We start from the raw sequence: 18,291 nt of genomic DNA on the forward strand, positions 1-18,291 counted from the left end.
TCAGCCATGGCAAAGGGGAATCACCAGGAAATACGCGGCAGGCCGCATAACCTGCTGGAGCACTACCAGCCGATCGACGGCGTCCTCGACGAGATGGTCGATGCATCAGGCAATCCCCGTCCGGTCTGGAAGGAGTTCATCGAGGCGCTGGAAGATCTGGGGCCTGAAAAGCTCACCCAGCGCTTCGCCCGCGCCGACCAGTATCTGCGCGACGCCGGCGTCTATTACCGTCTCTACGATCAGGCCGGCGCCAATGAGCGCGAATGGCCGCTGGCGCATGTGCCTCTCCTGATAGAGGAGCAGGAATGGGCCGCGATCAGTGCCGGCCTGGTCCAGCGGGCCGAGCTGTTCGAGGAAACGATTGCCGATATCTACGGGCCGAACCGCCTGGTCGAGAAAGGCATCCTGCCGGCGGGGCTGATCGCGGCCAGCCCGGAATATTTGCGCCCCGTCGTCGGCACCAGACCGGCCAGCGGCCATTTCCTGCATTTCTGCGCGTTCGAACTCGGCCGTGGGCCGGATGGCCGCTGGTGGGTGCTGGGCGACCGCACCCAGGCGCCGTCAGGTGCCGGCTTTGCGCTGGAAAACCGCGTCGCCACCACCCGTGCGCTGTCCGACGTTTATGGCGAGATGCATGTGCACCGCCTTGCCGGCTTCTTCCGTCGCTTTCGCGACGCGCTTAACGGCATGGCCAAGGGATCGGACGGTCGTGTCGCCATCCTGACGCCGGGGCCACTCAACGAAACCTATTACGAGCATGCCTATATCGCCCGCTATCTCGGCATCATGCTGCTCGAAGGCGAGGATCTGACCGTCTCCGGCGGTCAATTGATGGTGCGCACGGTTTCCGGGCTGATGCCGGTCAGCGTGCTGTGGCGGCGGCTCGACGCCGCCTTCGCCGATCCGCTGGAGTTGCGGCCGGAATCGCAGATCGGCACGCCAGGGCTGGTCGAGGCGATCCGCCGGGGAGCCGTCTCAGCCGTCAACGCGCTCGGCTCCGGGCTGATGGAAACGCGGGCGCTGTTCGCCTTCCTGCCAAAAATTTCGCGCGAATTACGGAGCGAGAAGCTTCTCTTGCCGAGCGTCGCGACATGGTGGTGCGGGCGGGACGCGGACCGTGACCATGTGCTGGCCAACCTCGACCGCATGGTGATCGGTCCAGCGCTGTCGACGCGGCTTGCCTTCGAGGATGACGATTGCACCAGGCTGGGCTCGGCGCTGGTTGCCGGGGAAAGGGCCGAACTGATAGCCCGGATCGAACGGGACGGCGGCGCCTTCGTCGGACAGGAAGCGGTGACGCTTTCGACCACGCCGGTCTATGTCGGCGGCTGGCTTGAGCCGCGGCCGGCAGCGCTGCGCGTCTATCTGGCGCGAACGCCAGAAGGCTGGACGGTGATGCCCGGTGGTTTTGCCCGCGTCGGCTTTTCGCTCGACCCGACCGCAATCGCCATGCAGCGCGGCGGCCAGGCTGCGGATGTATGGGTGGTCAGCGACAGGCCGGTGGAGCGCGAGACGCTGCTGCCCCAGGAGCACGACAGCTTCATCCGCACCTCGCCAGGCAGCCTGCCCAGCCGCGCAGCGGAGAACCTGACATGGCTCGGCCGCTACATCGAGCGATCGGAAGGCACGGTGCGCATCCTGCGCGCCTATCACGTGCGGCTGGCCGAAGCCTCCGACCCGGACATGCCGCTGCTTGCCGATATCAGAGACCATCTCGAACCGTTCGGCATCGACGTCGCGGCGGCGATCCCGCCAGGACTGATCGGCACGCTGGACAGCGCCGTCTACAGCGCCGGACAGATCCGCGACCGCTTCTCGCCCGACGGCTGGCTGGCACTGAAGGATCTGTCGAAGACCATCCATCAATTCGCGACAACGGTGGCGCCGGGCGATGATGCGACGCGGGCGATGACGGTCATCCTGCGCAAGCTCGCCGGGTTTTCCGGCCTGCTGCATGAGAATATGTATCGCTTCACCGGCTGGCGCTTCTTGGAGATCGGCCGGCGATTGGAACGCGGCATCCAGATCGCCCGCACGCTGGCCCGGCTGACCGGGGCTGCGGCGCCCGAAGGCGCGCTCGACATGATGCTGGAGATCGGCGACAGTGTGATGACCCACCGACGGCAGTATCCGGTGCAGGCCGGCAGGCGCACGGTGATCGACCTCCTGGTGCTCGATCCGCTCAACCCGCGCTCCATCCTGTTCCAGCTCGAGCGGCTGAAGGCCGAAATCGCGCTGTTGCCTGCTGTCGGCGGCGAGGGGCATATGTCGCCGGCGGCGAAAGAGATACTGCAGCTCAATACGGCAATCGCCATCAAGGAGCCCGCGGACATGACGGCCAAGGCCCTGGACGATCTCGCCACCGAGATCGGCGGCCTCTATAACCGCCTCGCCCAGGCTTATTTCGGGTAAGGCCTATTTCGGCTAAGGACGGGACCCGGAGGCTGGCATGCACTACGACATCAGGCTCAATCTGCGTTACGACTATGATGCTGCAGCCGGCGGCGGCCGCCATCAGGTGCGCGTGCTACCGCCGACGATATCGGGCGTGCAGCGCGTGATCGCCGCTTCGCTGTCTTTCGCGCCGGCGCCGAGCGAACGCTCCGACTTTTCCGATTTCTTCGGCAACAATGTCACGTCGATCGCCTTTCGCGATGCCCATGATACGCTCGACATCAGGATGAGCGCGCGCGTCGCCGTCTCGCGGCCGGAACCCGGGCTTGACGTGTCGCCCGGCATTAGCCGGCTGCGGGAGCAACTCGAAGCGGTGCGGTCGCTGTCGCCTGATACACCGCATCACTTTCTGGCCGCCAGCGACCATGTCGGCGTCGATGCTGATATAACGGGATATGCGCGGAGCAGTGCCGGCAGTTCTGTCGTCGGTACCGCCATGGACCTGTGCAACCGCATTCATCGCGATTTCACCTACGATGGCGAGGCGACCACGGTGCAGACCCGGGCGAGCGATGCTTTCAGCCTGAAGCGTGGCGTCTGCCAGGATTTTTCGCACATCATGATCGCCGGCCTGCGCGGCCTCGGTATCCCCGCCGGCTATGTCAGCGGCTTCCTGCGCACCATTCCGCCGCCCGGAAAACCGCGATTGGAAGGGGCCGACGCCATGCATGCCTGGGTCAACGTGTGGTGCGGGTGCGACACCGGATGGCAGGAATTCGATCCAACCAACGGCATGCGGGCAAGCAACGACCACATCACCGTTGGCCACGGCCGCGACTATTCGGATGTAGCGCCGATCGTCGGCGTCCTGAAGACGACGGGCGGACAGGTCGGCGAGCAGGCGGTCGACGTCATTCCGGTCGTGCTGGAAAAGGCATGACGGCAAGCGAGGCCGCGATCGATTTGTAGGCGCCGAAGGTAGACAGAGACGGCCCGTCGAACGCACATGCGGTGCGCTGACATCATTCTGAAGCCACACGCGGAACCAGCAGCCGTTGCTGCGCTTATCTACGGGAAAATTTCTCGTGGAGAGGACATGCTGGACAAATCCGGATCGTCGACTGGCCGGTCGGCTGCCAAGGAGGGTGCACCAAAGAACGGGGCGCCGAAGAATGGCGGAGAGGCCTCGGCCGATCGAGCCTCGCTCACCTATGTCACCGATACCGAGCCCGGTATCCGCCGTTTCAGGACCGGCAGGGGATTTTCATACAAAGGACCTGACGGGCAGGGCGTCGACGAGAACACCATGGCCCGCATCAAGGCGCTCGCCATCCCACCGGCGTGGACGGATGTGTGGATTTCGCCCGTTGCTGACGGTCACATCCAGGCGACCGGCCGAGACCAGCGCGGACGCAAGCAGTATCGCTATCATCCGCAATGGGCCGAGGAGCGCGACGGCGTCAAATATTCGAGCCTGGTTGCCTTTGCAGAGAGTCTGCCTGAGCTGCGACGCCAGATCGACGCCGACCTGCGCCGTCACGGCCTGCCCTTGGAACGCGTTGTCGCCGCTGTGGTCTGGCTGCTCGACAACACGATGATTCGCGTCGGCAATGCCGCCTACGCCCGCGACAACAACAGCTTTGGGCTGACCACGCTGCGCGACCGCCATGTCGACATCAAAGGCTCGAGCCTGCGTTTCGCTTTCAAGGGCAAGTCCGGCAAGGAATGGAAGCTGAAGCTCGTCGATCGCCGGATCGCCAGGATTGTGCGCGGGGCGCAGGATCTGCCGGGCCAGAAGCTGTTCCAGTATCTCGACGAGGACGGAAGCAGGCGACCAATCCGCTCCGACGACGTCAACCGCTATATCAGGGAGACGGCAGGGGCAGATGTCAGCTCGAAGCATTTCCGAACCTGGGGCGGCACCATCCATGCGGCGTCGTTGTTTGCGCAAACCGAACGACCCGAAAGCCAGGCACAACAGAAGCGGGTGATGAACGGCGTCATCGACAAGGTGGCCGAGCGGCTGGGCAACACGCGAGCCATCTGCCGCAGCTGTTACATCCACCCACAGGTTTTCGAAGCCTGGTCCGAAGGTCGGCTGCTCAGCGAAATGGCGGATGCGAACAAGCGGAAGCGATCGATAGCCGGCCTTGATGACGAAGAAGCCGTCGTTCTGAGATGGCTGAAGGTGCAGGAAAGCTGAACCGAACAGAGCAGCCACAGGCCTTCATTGTGCTCGCAGCACGTGATTTTTTTATCGACGTTGTGTCGGGATCGGTCCTACTGTTTCGTCCTTTGACAGAGAAAAGGACGCACCCATGCTCTACGCAATCCTCTGCTATGCCTCCGAAGACGTCGTCTGCTCGTGGAGCAAGGATCAGGACGATGCCGTCATGGAAAAACTCCTGGGCGTGCAGGAAAAATACGCTCAGGCCGGCCGGCTTGGCCCGGTGGCGCGGCTGCTGCCGACGACCGCTGCGACAACGCTGAGAAAGGTCAAAGGCGAATCGGTCGTCATCGATGGCCCGTTTGCCGAGACCAAGGAACAGTTCCTCGGCTTCTACACGCTCGAATGCGCCGATCTCGACGAGGCCGTCGACTTTGCGCGCGAGCTTTCCGAGGTCAACCCGAGCGGCGGCTCCTACGAGATACGGCCGGTTTCGCTCTTCAATCCCGCCAAGGTTTCAGCATGACCGACCTTACCTGGATCAGCACAGCGATCAGCACCGCCCGCCCACAGGCGATGGGCGCGCTGCTGCGCTACTTCCGCGATCTCGACGCGGCGGAGGAAGCTTTCCAGGACGCTTGCCTGCGCGCTCTGAAGAACTGGCCGACAAACGGCCCGCCGCGCGACCCGGCGGCCTGGCTGATCTTCGTTGGCCGCAACAGCGGCATCGACGCGGTGCGCAAGCGTGCCAAGCAGGCGCCGCTGCCGGAAGAGCACCAGATCTCCGATCTGGAAGATGCCGAAACCGATATCGCCGAACGGCTGGACGGCGCGCACTACCGCGACGACATATTGCGGCTGCTGTTCATCTGCTGTCATCCCGACCTGCCGGCGACGCAGCAGATCGCCGTGGCGTTGCGCATCGTTTCAGGCCTGAGCGTCAAGCAGATCGCCCGCGCCTTTCTCGTCGGCGAAAGCGCCATGGAGCAGCGCATCACCCGTGCCAAGGCGCGCATCGCCGATGCCGGCGTGCCGTTCGAGACGCCCGGCGCGGTCGAGCGCTCCGAACGGCTCGCCGCGGTTGCCGCCATGGTCTACCTGATCTTCAACGAAGGCTATTCGACCAACAGCGGCGAGGCGCCGGCGCGCGCGCCGCTCTGCGAAGAGGCGATCCGGCTGGCCCGGCTGCTGCTCAGGCTGTTCCAGACCGAGCCGGAGATCATGGGCCTGACGGCGCTCTTGCTGCTTCAGCATGCGCGTGCGCCGGCGCGTTTCGACGAGAACGGCGAAATCGTGCTGCTCGAAGACCAGGACCGCAGCCTGTGGAGCCGCAAGATGATCGACGAGGGGCTGGCGCTGGTCGACAAAGCGCTGCGCCACCACAAGCCCGGTCCCTACCAGGTGCAGGCGGCGATCGCCGCCCTGCATGCGCGCGCGGAAAGGCCCGAGGACACGGACTGGAACGAGATCGAGCTGCTCTACAGCCTGCTCGAGCAGATGCAGCCGTCGCCGGTGGTGACGCTCAATCGCGCCGTCGCGGTCGCCAAGGTGCGCGGGCCGGAAGCCGCACTTGCCATGATCGAGCCGTTGGAACAAAGGCTTTCCGGCTATTTCCACTTCTTCGGCCTTAGGGGTGGCCTGCTGATGCAGCTCGGTCGTGGTGAGGAGGCGCGCATCGCCTTCGACCGCGCCATTGCGCTTGCCAATACGGCCGCCGAGGCCGCCCATATCCGCATGCACATCGACCGCCTGATGAAGGAAGGCGCCGTGCGGGGCGCGCAGGCAGCGCGCTGAGACGACTCGCTGGTTCAACGGTCTGCCTTTGGCTTAGACCATGCCGGGGTGGCGATTTTTCCCTGAAACGAGTAATGCCACGCCATGACAGCGCCTGATGTGCCGATCGGTGCAGGGACGGCATGGTGCAAGGGTGCATGTCCCAAAACCGCTGCGCACTTTGGGGTCAGGCCCGAGGGCATGCTTTTGGGCGACATGCATAGTTGAGCGACGGGTCTGAAAGGGAAAGAAAATGACGATTGCGAAGGAAACAGCCGGGCTGCTGGCGAAACTGGGCGTTGCCGAGGCTGCGCTTTCAGGCGGCGATCTCATCGTGCGCAGCCCGGTGACAGGTGAGCAGATCGCCGCGCTGAAGACGATCTCACCGGCCGGTGCGGCAGAGACCATCGACAGGGCGCATAAAGCCTTCCAGGCATGGCGGCTGGTGCCGGCGCCGAAGCGCGGCGAATTGGTGCGGCTGCTAGGCGAGGAACTGCGCGCGCACAAGGCAGAGCTTGGCCGGCTGGTGTCGATCGAGGTCGGCAAGATCCCGTCCGAAGGGCTCGGCGAAGTGCAGGAGATGATCGACATCTGCGATTTCGCCGTCGGCCTCTCCCGGCAATTGTACGGCCTGACCATCGCCACCGAGCGCCCGGGTCATCGCATGATGGAAACCTGGCACCCGCTGGGCGTCGTCGGCGTGATTTCGGCCTTCAACTTCCCGGTCGCGGTGTGGTCGTGGAACGCCGCGCTGGCGCTGGTCTGCGGCGACGCGGTGGTTTGGAAGCCGTCGGAAAAGACACCGCTGACGGCGCTCGCCTGCGAGGCGATCTTCAAGCGTGCGGCAGAACGTTTCGGCGACGCTCCGGAAGGCTTGATTTCGGTGCTGATCGGCGATCGCGCCGTCGGCGAAATTCTGGTCGATCATCCTGATGTGCCGCTGGTCTCGGCCACCGGCTCGACCCGCATGGGCAGGGATGTCGGTCCACGGCTGGCGAAGCGCTTTGCCCGCGCCGTGCTGGAGCTCGGCGGCAACAATGCCGGCATCGTCTGCCCGACGGCCGATCTCGACATGGCCTTGCGCGCCGTCGCCTTCGGCGCCATGGGCACCGCCGGCCAGCGCTGCACGACGCTCAGGCGCCTGTTCGTGCATGAGAGCGTCTACGACCAACTCGTTCCGCGCCTGAAAAAGGCCTATGAAAGCGTCTCTGTCGGCAATCCGCTGGAGACATCAGCGCTGGTCGGACCGTTGATCGACATGGCAGCCTTCGACAGCATGCAGCATGCGTTGAAGGAAGCCGCCGTTCACGGCGGCAAGGTCACCGGCGGCGCGCGGGTCGAGAATGGCCATCCCGACGCCTATTACGTTCGTCCGGCGCTGGTCGAGATGCCCGAGCAGGTCTCGCCGGTGACGGAAGAGACCTTCGCGCCGATCCTCTACGTGATGAAATACTCGGACTTCGACGCCGTGCTCGACGAGCACAATGCGGTCGGAGCGGGGCTGTCGTCGTCGATCTTCACCCGCGACCTGCAGGAATCCGAGCGCTTCCTCGGCGTCGACGGGTCCGACTGCGGCATCGCCAACGTCAACATAGGCACGTCGGGGGCCGAGATCGGCGGCGCCTTCGGCGGCGAGAAGGAGACCGGCGGCGGCCGCGAGAGCGGTTCCGACGCCTGGAAGGCTTACATGCGGCGCGCCACCAACACGGTGAACTTTTCCAAGGCGCTGCCGCTGGCCCAAGGCGTGTCCTTCGACATCGATTAGGAACGCCAGGGCTCCTCTTGTGGCGGCACCCATGAGCCCGGGTGGCTCTATGGAGCGGCTGATGTGGCCCACCCCATGTCGTTGAAACGTCATCCGTGCCGACCCATATGAGCATTGCGTCGGATGTTTTCCTCCCATTGCGTCCGGCGCGTTCCCCTCTGGAGGTTTTGAACCTTCATGCCTGGCCGGACTTTAACAGTCCGGCCTTTTTTTCTTTTGGCCCTGTGAAGCTGCGCTGCCGCGAGCGAGATGTAGAACCGCCGTAGGTCAGAGCATCCACGACAGGCAGGCCGTCGTGGTGCTGGCAGCGCGGACGGGCGCCCAACCGGCCTAGCCAGCCCAATGACCGAGAAATGGCCAATTTCGTCACGCTCGACAGCGGCTTGGCAGTAGGGGGTGCGACGACGGAAGCTGCCATTTTGTCAGAAAATCCCCTAGTCTCGCTTGGTTTGCGAGGCGGCGAGAGATGCCCGACCTGAAACAGATGCCCGATATGAAGCAAATGAGATTGCTCGGCATCGTCGCCGCGACGGCGATCGGCCTGTATGTCTGTTATCTCCTGGCGTTGCCTTTTTTGCCCGCACTGACCTGGGCGGTGGTGTTGGCAATCATCCTGTATCCGGCTCATCGACAGGTCGAGGAAAGGCTCAGGAACAAGAACCTAGCTGCACTGATGTCTGTCAGCATCGCGGCGGTGGCGGTCGGCCTGCCGCTCATCTTCGTGGCCCAGCAGCTTGTACGCGAGACGGTAAACGGCGCCACCTATATGGAGGAGGTCATCCGGGGCTGGAACACAGATGCCTTCATGTCGGGCTATCCCAGGCTTTCGGCGGTTGCCCAGTGGATCGAGAACCAAATCGATCCGGCCGGCACGGTCGCCGCATTTGTTCAATGGCTGACGGCACAAAGCACATCGCTGTTGCGCGGCTCGATCAATCAGGCCGTGATGTTCGTGCTGACATTCTATCTGCTGTTCTATTTTCTGCGGGACCGTGAATCCGCCCTGCGCGGGATCGAGCGTCTCTCGCCCCTGCTACCGCGGAGACGGCATACACGCTGTCCCGCCTTGCCGAGACGGTCCATGCGATCCTGATAGGCACCGTGCTTGTCGCCGCTGTGCAGGGAACGCTGGGCGGCCTGATATTCTGGTGGCTCGGCCTGCCCACTCCGGTCTTCTGGGGCTTGGCAATGGGACTTCTTGCCATCGTGCCGGTGCTTGGCGCATTCCTGATCTGGGTGCCGGCAGCGATCTATCTCGCCCTGGAAGGGGCTTGGGCGAGCGCAGCGATCCTGACCGTCTGGGGCGGCGTGGTCGTCGCCGGCATCGACAATCTGCTCTATCCAATACTTGTCGGGAATCGGTTGCGGCTCCACACGGTGATCGCCTTTGTCGGTGCTGTCGGTGGTATCGTCCTCTTCGGAGCATCCGGGCTCGTCCTCGGCCCTGCGGTGATTGCGGTCACCGTCAGCCTCATTGACATCCTCAAGAAACGATTGAACGACCAAACCGGGGCGGAACTGACGCCAAAGCGCGACACAAAGCCATCACGTCAGTCGAGAGCCGCGCCTGGTCGCGAATAAGTACCGCTACGTGCCACGAGTTCGATTCGAGGCCTAAAGACGTGGAAGGCCGTATCACTCGCGAAAGGTGCGCTTACCCCCGGCGTCGACCCCTCCGAACCTGCAGCAAAGACATCGCGTCCCCGATGAAGCTTTGCAGGTCGATCCAATAATCGAGGCTGGCCGAGGCAAGCGGGTTGGCTTTCTGTCATGCGCCAACCGGCCTCATGGGGTGGAGTTGCAAGTCTGCGGCCGACCCGTGAAACCTCCAGAGGAGGTGGGGCGCAGTCCATTCGATCGGGTGCGGAGAAAAGCGTCGATCGGGTGGACAGTTTCCCGTTCGTCGTCCCATTATCGATGCCAGGCGTTTGGTGAGTTGTGGAAGCATGAAGATGCGTTGTAGGCGGCGGGTTTCTCTTTTATCGAGTACATCCGCGCCTTGTTGGAGAGCCAAATGCAAGAATTCCTTCTTTTTGCGATCGTAGGGTTTTTAGCTCAGGCTGTGGACGGCGCTCTCGGCATGGCCTACGGCGTGATTTGCTCGACAACACTACTGGGGTTCGGCGTGTCTCCTGCACATGCTTCGGCTTCAGTTCACGCGGCCGAGCTGTTTACCACGGCGGCCTCGGGTTCGGCTCACCTCTATCACCGCAATATCGACTGGAAGCTTTTCTGGCGGCTGATGCCGTTTGGCGTGCTCGGCGGCGTTCTCGGCGCTTTTGTGCTCACCTCGTTTGAGGGGGCCATCATGAAGCCTTATGTGACCACATATCTTGCGCTCGTCGGAGCCTGGCTCCTGTTCCGTTCCTTCCGACGGATACCAAGCAAGCCGGTCCCTGCAGCCGCGGTGCCTCCGCTTGGGCTTGGTGGTGGATTTCTCGATGCGGCAGGGGGTGGCGGATGGGGACCCATCGTGACGACGGGCCTTCTCGGTTTTGGCGGGACGCCCCGCTACGTGATTGGCACGGTAAATGCCACCGAGTTCCTTACCACGCTGTCGGTGTCCCTGACCTTCCTGTTTGCGTTATTGACCGGCCATTGGGCGGAGGCAGGAGCGCTGGCAGAAAATCTGATCGCCGTTGCCGGCTTGGTCCTTGGCGGGGTGATCGCAGCGCCGATGGCCGGATTGATGGTGAAGTCGATCGCAGAAAAGACGCTTCTCAGGCTCGTTGGCACTCTCATCATACTGCTGGCGGGCTGGCAAACCGCGCAACTCTTCGAATTGGTGTAACAGAGGCACATCGACCGTGCCGGAGACAAAAACTCAATTCCCAAATGGAACGAATAGGCGCCGTTGTTGTTTGGATGCCTTGGGCAACCGGAGGCCGAGTCGATGAGAAAATTGGTTGCAACAGCAGGGTTGGCGCTGGCGGTCGCGATGCCTGCAGCGGCTCAGGACGCCGCGACCGCGAAAGCCGAATTCGTCAACATGGCCGGCGAGAAGAACGGAACGGCCACGCTGACCGAGACGGCGCAGGGTGTGCTGATAGAGTTGGAGGTGACGGGACTGCCGGCGGGCGAATCAGTTGCGTTCCATGTTCATGAGACCGGAAAGTGCGATCATCAGACCGGCCATGACTCGGCCGGTGGGCACTTCAATCCGACGAAAGCCGAACATGGATATCTCGCCGGAAAAGGCCCGCACGCGGGCGATATGCCAAATCAGCGGGTCGGCGCCGACGGGGTTTTGCGTGCTCAGGTTTTCAACAGCATGGTCAAGCTGGATGGTGGGGAAGCGGCGATACGAGGCAAGGCATTGATGATCCACGGTGGGCAGGACAACTACAAAAGCCAGCCTGCCGGTGATGCCGGAAAACGTCAGGCCTGTGCCGTGATCGAGTGAGAAAACCCCAAGGGCGTAGCCGATAGATGATCTGACCGGCGCTACAGTTCGGCGGCCAGGCAGATGGTCGGAGCCTCTGGCATGAGGATAAGCCAGACGGTAAGCTCATGCGCCTGCAGAGGAACTGGCGACGCAGCCATTGCGCCGAGGTTGGCCTTCATTTGCGACTGCCGGATGATTGCATGAACGATACTTCTCCTATGGGTGTGCCCGCCACGGGCCTTGCCCAGTCAGCCATTTCCGCCCGCGGCCTGGTCAAAACCTTCGGCAAGCTGCGTGCCGTCGATGGTATCGACCTCGATGTGCCGCGCGGCATGATTTTCGCTATCCTGGGTCCGAACGGCGCCGGCAAGACAACTCTGATGCGGATGCTTGCGACGCTGTCGCGCCCCGACGCCGGCTCCGCGACCGTGATGGGGCACGATCTCGTGCAGGCCCCGCACGAGGTCCGTGCGGCAATCGCAATGACCGGGCAGTTCGCTTCGCTCGACGAGGACCTGACGGGCCGGGAGAACCTCGTCCTGCTCGCCCGACTCTGGGGTTTTCGCGGTCGCGCCGCGAAAGCCCGCGCGGACGACCTGCTCGCGGCTTTCGGCTTGTCCGACGCGGCGACGAAGCAGGTGAGGGACTATTCCGGTGGCATGCGAAGGCGGCTCGACATAGCCGCCTCGCTGATCGTCACGCCGGGCGTGCTGTTCCTCGATGAGCCGACCACAGGCCTCGATCCGAACGCCCGCAAGGATGTCTGGGGCATGATCCGCGGCCTCGCCGAGGCCGGCGTCACCATCCTGCTCACCACGCAATATCTCGAAGAGGCCGATCAACTCGCGGCACGCATCGCCGTCATCGACCACGGCAGGAAGATTGCCGAGGGCACCAGCCGCGAATTGAAGGCGGCCACCGGCTCCGGTTTTCTCCATGTCGCGCTCGCTGATGTTGCGCGGCTGGACCAGGCGGCGTCGATCCTGGAACGCCGGCTGGAGCACCCTGTCCAACGCAGTGCCGAGGGCGCCGAACTCTCCGTCCTTGCCGGCACGGCGAAGGCCGCCAACGAGGCGCTCGCCGATCTGGTCGCTGCCGACATCGAACTGTCGGATTTCTCCATGGGCCAACCCAGCCTTGAGGAGGTCTTCTTCGCGCTGACGGGCCAGCCGAGCCTGGGTGAAAGCCGGAAGGACGACAAGCCATGATCGACACAACATCCCTGCAGCGGCTGCAAAGGGTCGCCCGACCGAGGTCCCCATCAGCCCTTTCCAACGCGCTGGTCTTCGGATGGCGCGCGGTGCTGAAATTCAAGCATGTGCCGGAGCAGCTGTTCGACCTGGTGATGACTCCGATCATGTTCACGCTGCTGTTCACCTTCGTCTTCGGCGGTGCGCTCGCCGGTTCGCCTGGCGAATACCTGCAGTTCTTCCTGCCCGGCATCCTGGTTCAGACCGTGGTGTTCAACGCAGTCTATTCGGGCATGGGATTGTCGACCGACCTCGGCAAGGGCTTGTTTGACCGCTTCCGATCGCTGCCGATCTGGTCGCTCTCTCCGTTCGCCGGTCTGATGGTGGGCGACATCCTGCGCCATTTGATTGCCGGCTCGATCATTCTCATCATCGGGCTGATCCTCGGCTACCGGCCGGAGGCCGGCATCCTCGGCGTGCTTGCCGCCTTCGCCATGCTGATCGCCATAGGGTTCGGCATGGGCTGGGTATTCATCGTGCTCGGCCTGCTGATCCGCACGCCAACCACAGTGATGACGCTCGGCTTTACCTTCCTGTTCCCGCTCGTCTTCGCCTCCAACATCATGGTCGACCCCGGGACCATGCCGGACTGGCTGCGGGCCTTCGTCGAAGTCAATCCGGTGTCGCTGATGACGACGGCGCTGCGCGGGTTGATGGGTGGCGGGGCGACACTCAGTCAGGTCGTCCTCGCCCTGATCGCGCCGGTGGCGCTGACCGCGATCCTGGCGCCGACGACACTATGGCTGTATCTCAGAAGGTGAGAGGCGTAGCGGGAGAGGTATCCCTACGCGACATGAGCCGTGCGCTGCCTCGGCTTGATCGCGGTGGCGAGCAGCAGGCCGGCGACGATAAAGGCGGCGCCGGCGAGGTCGTAGTCGTGCAAGCTTTCGCCTAGGAAAAGATAAGCGAGCACGGCGACAAAGACAGTCTGCAGATAGAGCAGCATGCTGGCGCGCCCGGCGCCAAGCGTCTCGACGCTGCGGTTGTAGAGGTAATACATCAGCGCGCCGCCCGGGCCAGCGACATAGGCGAGTGCCAGAAGGCCGTTCGCATGCAGCGCCGAACGCTCGCCGGAAAACAGCTCCCAGAGATAGAGGGGCAGTGCGGCCAGCGCGCCGGCCCCCAGCAGCAGGACCACCGTCGGCAGCAGTTCGATGGCGAATTTGGCGCGACGCAGCAGCACGGTGTAGAGGCCCCAGCAAAACGCGCTGCCGACGATCCACAACTCGCCGGGATTGAACTGGAGCCGCATCAGGGCGGTAAGGTCGCCGCGCGCCACGATCACCACCATCCCGACCAAAGCGAGCAGCGCGCCAAGCGCCTTCCAGATGCCGAGGGGCTCGCCGAGCACGAAGCGGGCAAGCACCATGGTCATGATCGGCGACAGCGCCATGATGATGCCGGCGGTCGTCGCGTCGGTGTAATTGAGGCCCGTGTAGATCATGCCCTGACAGAGGGTCAGCCCAATGGCGCCGATGGCCAGCACCTCGATCGCCCGGGACTGGATCAGTGCGAGCATCGCCCCGTGATGATGATGGACGATAGGCAGCAGGATCGCGCAGGCGAGCGCCAGCCGCCAGAAGCAGAGCGCCCAAGGGGGCAACTCGGGGGCGACCCACTTGGCTGCGATGTAGACGCCGGCGGACAGGAGCCAGCAGAGCGTCGCGGTGGAATAGGCGAGTGGAAGCGATGCGTCGGCTGTCGTCTTGGCTACGCCAGGATGGGCTATCGGCAGCGATTGCATGCCCGTCTCCTCCCACCGCCGATCTTAGCAAGATTGCTGCGCCTTGCCGAGCCGCAATGTCAGCTGTTTAACCAACCTTCCTCGCCTTGAATTCAAAAAAGGTGAGCCATTGCGGGTCTTGCTGCTCGCGCCTTGAGGCCGGTGCGAGATCACTACAGAGGCATAGGCTACAGGCCTGCCTCCTCAGACGAAGCAGGCTCACACCTTGAGATGAAGCGTAACCAAAACAGTGCTTTCGGCACCCTCTTCGAAACGAGCGGTGAGCCGCAGCCAGTTGCCGAAATGGCCGAGACGGGCAGCCGCAACACCGTCCTTGGCGGTTGGCATTTCCAGGCTTGTGCCTTCGCGCACCCAGTGCATGCCGTCGGGCGATATTTCGACCCAGGCTGTCGGGGCGCGTCCGACCGGCGACCTCAGCGCGCGCACGAAGATGATCGCTTCCCGCGCCCAGCCGGCTTCGTAAGGCTCGCTCGCCGCCTCGGGCAACTCATCAACAACGCGACGTTTTAGCCGTTCCGCGTTTTTCTCGCAGTCGCGGCTCTCTACTTTGTCGTCTGCTATCCATTGTCCCAGCTGTCGCGTCTGCTGGAAAGGAGGCTCCATGCCGGAAGTGCTTATTTATAATGTCCACAAGAGCTTCGGAGCTGTCGAAGTCCTCAAGGGCGTCTCGCTGTCGTCAATCGGGGTGACGTGTTTGCGTTGATCGGCTGCTCCGGTTCCGGAAAAAGCACGCTTCTGCGCTGCATCAACGGACTGGAAAGATCAATTCCGGCCGCATCGAAGTTGCCGGCCACGCCGTTGGCCGAGACCCGAAAGAGTTGCGCAAGCTGCGCACCGATGTCGGCATCGTCTTCCAAAGCTACAATCTCTTTCCGCACCTGACGGTGGGCGAAAACATCATGCTGGCGCCGCGGATCGTCAAATTGGTGTCGAAAGCTGAAGCCAAACCACTGCGGAGGAAGTTCTCGGCATGGTTGGCCTGTCGGAGAAGTTCGACGCCTATCCGACCAGCTTTCCGGCGGCCAGCAGCAGCGCGTGGCGATCGCCCGCTCGCTCGCCATGCGTCCCAAGGTGATGCTGTTCGACGAGGTGACGTCGGCGCTCGATCCGGAACTGACCGAGGAGGTGCTGAACGTGCTGGAAACGCTCGCCCGTAACGGAATGACCATGCTGCTCGTCACCCACGAGATGGGTTTTGCCCGCCGGGTGGCGACCACAACGATTTTCATGCATCACGGAAAGATCTGGGAAGAGGGGCCTTCGGTGGAACTCTTCGGCAGGCCGAAGACCCGGAACTGCAGCAGTTTATTAAATCGGACGTGAAGTAGCCCGGCAAATCAGGCCGGGAGCCGCCACATTCGCACACGACCTGTACCACGCAATTCCGTTTCCGCGAGTGGGTCGCAAGCAAAATTTGGTCCAAGCAGTTTGCGAGTTGCATCCGAAATACGGATTTCGTCGGGCTCCGCTGACGTTTGAATACGTGCGGCGAGATTAACGGTCTCGCCCCAAAGGTCATAGGCAAACCGCCTTTTGCCTATGACGCCCGCGACGATTGGCCCTGAGTGAATTCCAATCCTGAGTCTTAGCGGTTGTCCCGCGAAGCGTTCGAGCTTAACCGCCTTCCGCAGTTCAAGTGCATAGTGCGCAAGGGCTTCTGCATGATCGGATCGCGCGGCGGGCAGGCCAGCGACCACCATCACACAATCGCCGATTGTCTTGATCTTTTCGCAGCCGTATCGTTCCGAGAGCAGATCCGCCGCCTTGAAGAAGTAATTTAACATAGCGAGCGTCGTCTCGGCTCCGACGCTCCGCGCTCTTTCTGTAAAGCCGACGATGTCGGCAAAAAGCACACTCACCTCAGCGTGGTTGTCTGCAATTTGTTCGTCCGCTTTTAACCGCTCCGCGATCGACGCCGGAAGAATGTTGAGGAGCAGGCTTTCGGCGCGCTGGTATTCACGCGACAATCCCTCTTGGCTCTGCCTCAACGCCTCGTTCGTCAATTGTAATTTTTCGTTGAGTTGACGCTCCCTCTCTTGCAGGAGAGTCATTTCATAAGCCTTCTGTTGAAGCCGCTGCCTGTTGTCGCGTTCGGCAGTGGCGTCAAGAAAGAGCAGCCATACGCAGGCATTGCCAGCAAAAAGATGAAGGTCCGCGACACGCCCGCTGGGCAGTTCGACCATGGCCATATGATATGGAAGCTCCGGGCAAGGCAGCAAACCTTCCATGAACGCAAGCTGCTCGGCAACGGGCTTGCCAATGCAAAGTGATGATAGGCCGTAATGTTCAACACTGCCGCCCTTCGCAGCGATGCAAAGCTGGGCGTCAATTTTGAGATATGCGACAGAGTTCTCGTTGTAGAAGAAATCGTAAATCCAGCTTTTGACTTCTCTTGGCAATCCATGCATGGTCTATTTGGTGACCATCGAAGCAAGCTGACGAAATGCATCATCAACATGTTCACCTGAAAGCGCGCTTGTTAGATAGATTTGCCATCCAAGTTGCCTCAGTTCATTAATCTCACTATCCGGTATTGCCCACCGATCGGCCAGATCGGATTTGTTGAACAGTAATACGAACGGCATGGCGCCGAATTCGGCCTCGGCCCGCTCGCGCAGCGTGAGCGCCACGGCAAGAGTAGCGGCGCGGGTTCCATCGACGACAAGCACGAGCCCGCTCGCACCTCGCACATAGCTGACGCGGAATGAGCCGATATCGTCTTCGCCGGCCAAATCCCACAAAATCAGATCCACGGTTTTATCCGGCAGTACAACACTCTTCTTGTCGATTTTCACTCCCACCGTGGTCAAGTAGGTTTCTGAAAAGATGCTTTGCACAAACCTGCGAACCAGACTCGTCTTTCCGACAGCGAACCCGCCCAACATGCAGATCTTTTTTTGCAATAACCTGGGCCCTAGTGGAAGTTTACCGTAACCGAAACTCTGCGATTGGCGGAGCTCCCGGTTCGGCTATTCTCAGTCTCCGCCGGCTCAAAAGTGCCCGCGCCGCGAACCAAAAGCGATTCCGGAGCAACGCCGCGCTTCTTGAGAAGCGCACGAACTGTCTCGGCGCGGGCGGCGCTGATCGACGCGTTGGCCGTCTCACGGCCCACGGCGTCCGAATGGCCGGTCAACATGAACTGTGCTGTTACGCCTGCCTTGCGGGCGTCCTTGGCCAATTCCTTCAATTGATTCGCCAATTGGTCGAGAACTGGCAGTTGCTCTGGTCCCGGTACAGCCTTGCCAGAATCGAAGAAAATGTCGACCGCTTGAATAGCCTCCCTCAAATGCGTGAGTTCCTGAGGGGTCACCTCGCGCAGCTCGGAAATTTCCAGAGAGAGTCCGTCCGCGGCCAGTTGTTGGGCGGCGACCCGCGCCCGATCTATCCAGGCGGCAGGAGCCTCGCCCACGACAACGATGCGATCCTTGATGATCGAAAATCGTACTGAATCCGGCGGGACCAGCGACGCCATCAGCCGCTTCACCACGAACTTCGGATCAAGGCTCTGATAGAATTGCCACTGCGAATGAACGCGAGCCGGATCAACCTCCGTTCCGGACAGCAGAGCCTGCGGGTCGGCGGCCTGCGGATCTCTCAGGCCGGAAATGTAGAAATGTCCGCCACTCGCCCTTTGTTGGGCGACGATGATTCCCGGTTGGGCCTCAAGACGCGACACATAAGTCTGCCAGTGCTCCGCCGCGCGTGCTTCGGGGCTCACATCGCGAACCTTGGAGAAGTCGAATACCGGTCCGCCTGCCTCAAGCTGTCGGGCCGCTGCGCGTGCCCGATCTATCCAGGTGTCGGGAGCGTCAC

At 62.4% G+C, this 18,291-nt stretch carries 15 protein-coding genes and 3 pseudogenes; 13 read left to right on the top strand and 5 right to left on the bottom strand.

Translation table 11 applies throughout. The annotated features are described in order from the left end of the window. Positions 1-6: 6 nt before the first annotated feature. From AC0L2R_RS06535 to AC0L2R_RS06585, 11 genes and pseudogenes are all read left to right on the top strand, one after another. Positions 7-2,412 (top strand): circularly permuted type 2 ATP-grasp protein, encoded by a 2,406-nt coding sequence (locus AC0L2R_RS06535; protein ID WP_473508166.1) that lies wholly within the window; start codon positions 7-9, stop codon positions 2,410-2,412. A gap of 37 nt (positions 2,413-2,449) precedes the next feature. Continuing rightward, positions 2,450-3,334, top strand: coding sequence for a transglutaminase family protein (locus AC0L2R_RS06540; protein WP_473508167.1), 885 nt, complete (start codon positions 2,450-2,452; stop codon positions 3,332-3,334). A gap of 156 nt (positions 3,335-3,490) precedes the next feature. Then, positions 3,491-4,597: a DNA topoisomerase IB gene (locus AC0L2R_RS06545; RefSeq protein WP_473508168.1), complete on the top strand. Its 1,107-nt coding sequence runs from the start codon at positions 3,491-3,493 to the stop codon at positions 4,595-4,597. Positions 4,598-4,712: 115 nt separating this feature from the next. Then, entirely contained in the window at positions 4,713-5,087 is a 375-nt protein-coding gene (locus AC0L2R_RS06550; RefSeq protein WP_473508169.1) for a YciI family protein, read from the top strand. Then, the gene (locus tag AC0L2R_RS06555) at positions 5,084-6,355 is read left to right on the top strand and encodes an RNA polymerase sigma factor (protein ID WP_091594781.1); all 1,272 of its coding nucleotides are present in this window, start codon (positions 5,084-5,086) and stop codon (positions 6,353-6,355) included. Before AC0L2R_RS06550 ends, AC0L2R_RS06555 begins: the two co-directional genes overlap by 4 nt. Before the next feature lie 232 nt (positions 6,356-6,587). Continuing rightward, positions 6,588-8,099: an L-piperidine-6-carboxylate dehydrogenase gene (gene amaB / locus AC0L2R_RS06560; protein WP_473491036.1), complete on the top strand. Its 1,512-nt coding sequence runs from the start codon at positions 6,588-6,590 to the stop codon at positions 8,097-8,099. Positions 8,100-8,601: 502 nt separating this feature from the next. Then, positions 8,602-9,680 (top strand): annotated as a pseudogene (locus tag AC0L2R_RS06565) (AI-2E family transporter). Positions 9,681-10,113: 433 nt separating this feature from the next. Beyond that, on the top strand, positions 10,114-10,890 hold the full coding sequence (locus AC0L2R_RS06570) for a sulfite exporter TauE/SafE family protein (RefSeq protein ID WP_473491033.1): 777 nt from the start codon (positions 10,114-10,116) through the stop codon (positions 10,888-10,890). A gap of 102 nt (positions 10,891-10,992) precedes the next feature. Beyond that, the gene (locus tag AC0L2R_RS06575) at positions 10,993-11,502 is read left to right on the top strand and encodes a superoxide dismutase family protein (RefSeq protein WP_473491032.1); all 510 of its coding nucleotides are present in this window, start codon (positions 10,993-10,995) and stop codon (positions 11,500-11,502) included. A 182-nt stretch (positions 11,503-11,684) separates the two neighbouring features. Further along, complete coding sequence (locus AC0L2R_RS06580; protein ID WP_473491031.1) at positions 11,685-12,692, top strand: ATP-binding cassette domain-containing protein; 1,008 nt, start codon at positions 11,685-11,687, stop codon at positions 12,690-12,692. Next, positions 12,689-13,495, top strand: a complete 807-nt coding sequence (locus AC0L2R_RS06585) for an ABC transporter permease (RefSeq protein WP_473491030.1) — start codon at positions 12,689-12,691, stop codon at positions 13,493-13,495. The genes AC0L2R_RS06580 and AC0L2R_RS06585 overlap by 4 nt, the downstream gene beginning before the upstream one ends. A 23-nt stretch (positions 13,496-13,518) precedes the next feature. Here the strand turns inward: AC0L2R_RS06585 and AC0L2R_RS06590 are convergent, their stop codons facing one another. Continuing rightward, positions 13,519-14,478: a DMT family transporter gene (locus AC0L2R_RS06590; protein WP_473508170.1), complete on the bottom strand. Its 960-nt coding sequence runs from the start codon at positions 14,476-14,478 to the stop codon at positions 13,519-13,521. Positions 14,479-14,676: 198 nt separating this feature from the next. Further along, the gene (locus AC0L2R_RS06595; RefSeq protein WP_329608250.1) at positions 14,677-14,964 is read right to left on the bottom strand and encodes a hypothetical protein; all 288 of its coding nucleotides are present in this window, start codon (positions 14,962-14,964) and stop codon (positions 14,677-14,679) included. Between AC0L2R_RS06595 and AC0L2R_RS06600 the strand changes: the two are divergent. Continuing rightward, positions 14,932-15,102, top strand: a pseudogene (locus tag AC0L2R_RS06600) (amino acid ABC transporter permease); the annotation flags it as partial. The gene AC0L2R_RS06595 and the pseudogene AC0L2R_RS06600 sit on opposite strands and share 33 nt — an antisense overlap. Beyond that, positions 15,080-15,806 (top strand): annotated as a pseudogene (locus AC0L2R_RS06605) (amino acid ABC transporter ATP-binding protein). The pseudogenes AC0L2R_RS06600 and AC0L2R_RS06605, both read left to right, overlap by 23 nt. 9 nt (positions 15,807-15,815) lie before the next feature. On the opposite strand, the gene AC0L2R_RS06610 reads toward AC0L2R_RS06605, so the two are convergent. From AC0L2R_RS06610 to AC0L2R_RS06620, 3 genes are all read right to left on the bottom strand, one after another. Further along, positions 15,816-16,886 carry an adenylate/guanylate cyclase domain-containing protein gene (locus tag AC0L2R_RS06610; RefSeq protein WP_091594753.1) on the bottom strand — a complete coding sequence of 357 codons (1,071 nt, stop codon included), beginning with the start codon at positions 16,884-16,886 and terminating at the stop codon, positions 15,816-15,818. A gap of 3 nt (positions 16,887-16,889) precedes the next feature. Next, positions 16,890-17,363, bottom strand: a complete 474-nt coding sequence (locus AC0L2R_RS06615) for a Rab family GTPase (RefSeq protein ID WP_036262255.1) — start codon at positions 17,361-17,363, stop codon at positions 16,890-16,892. 29 nt (positions 17,364-17,392) lie between these two features. Beyond that, positions 17,393-18,291, bottom strand: an 899-nt coding sequence (locus AC0L2R_RS06620; RefSeq protein WP_473508172.1) for an OmpA family protein, incomplete at its 5' end; no start/stop codon positions are given.

The sequence above is a fragment of the Mesorhizobium sp. WSM4820 genome, assembly GCF_055811075.1.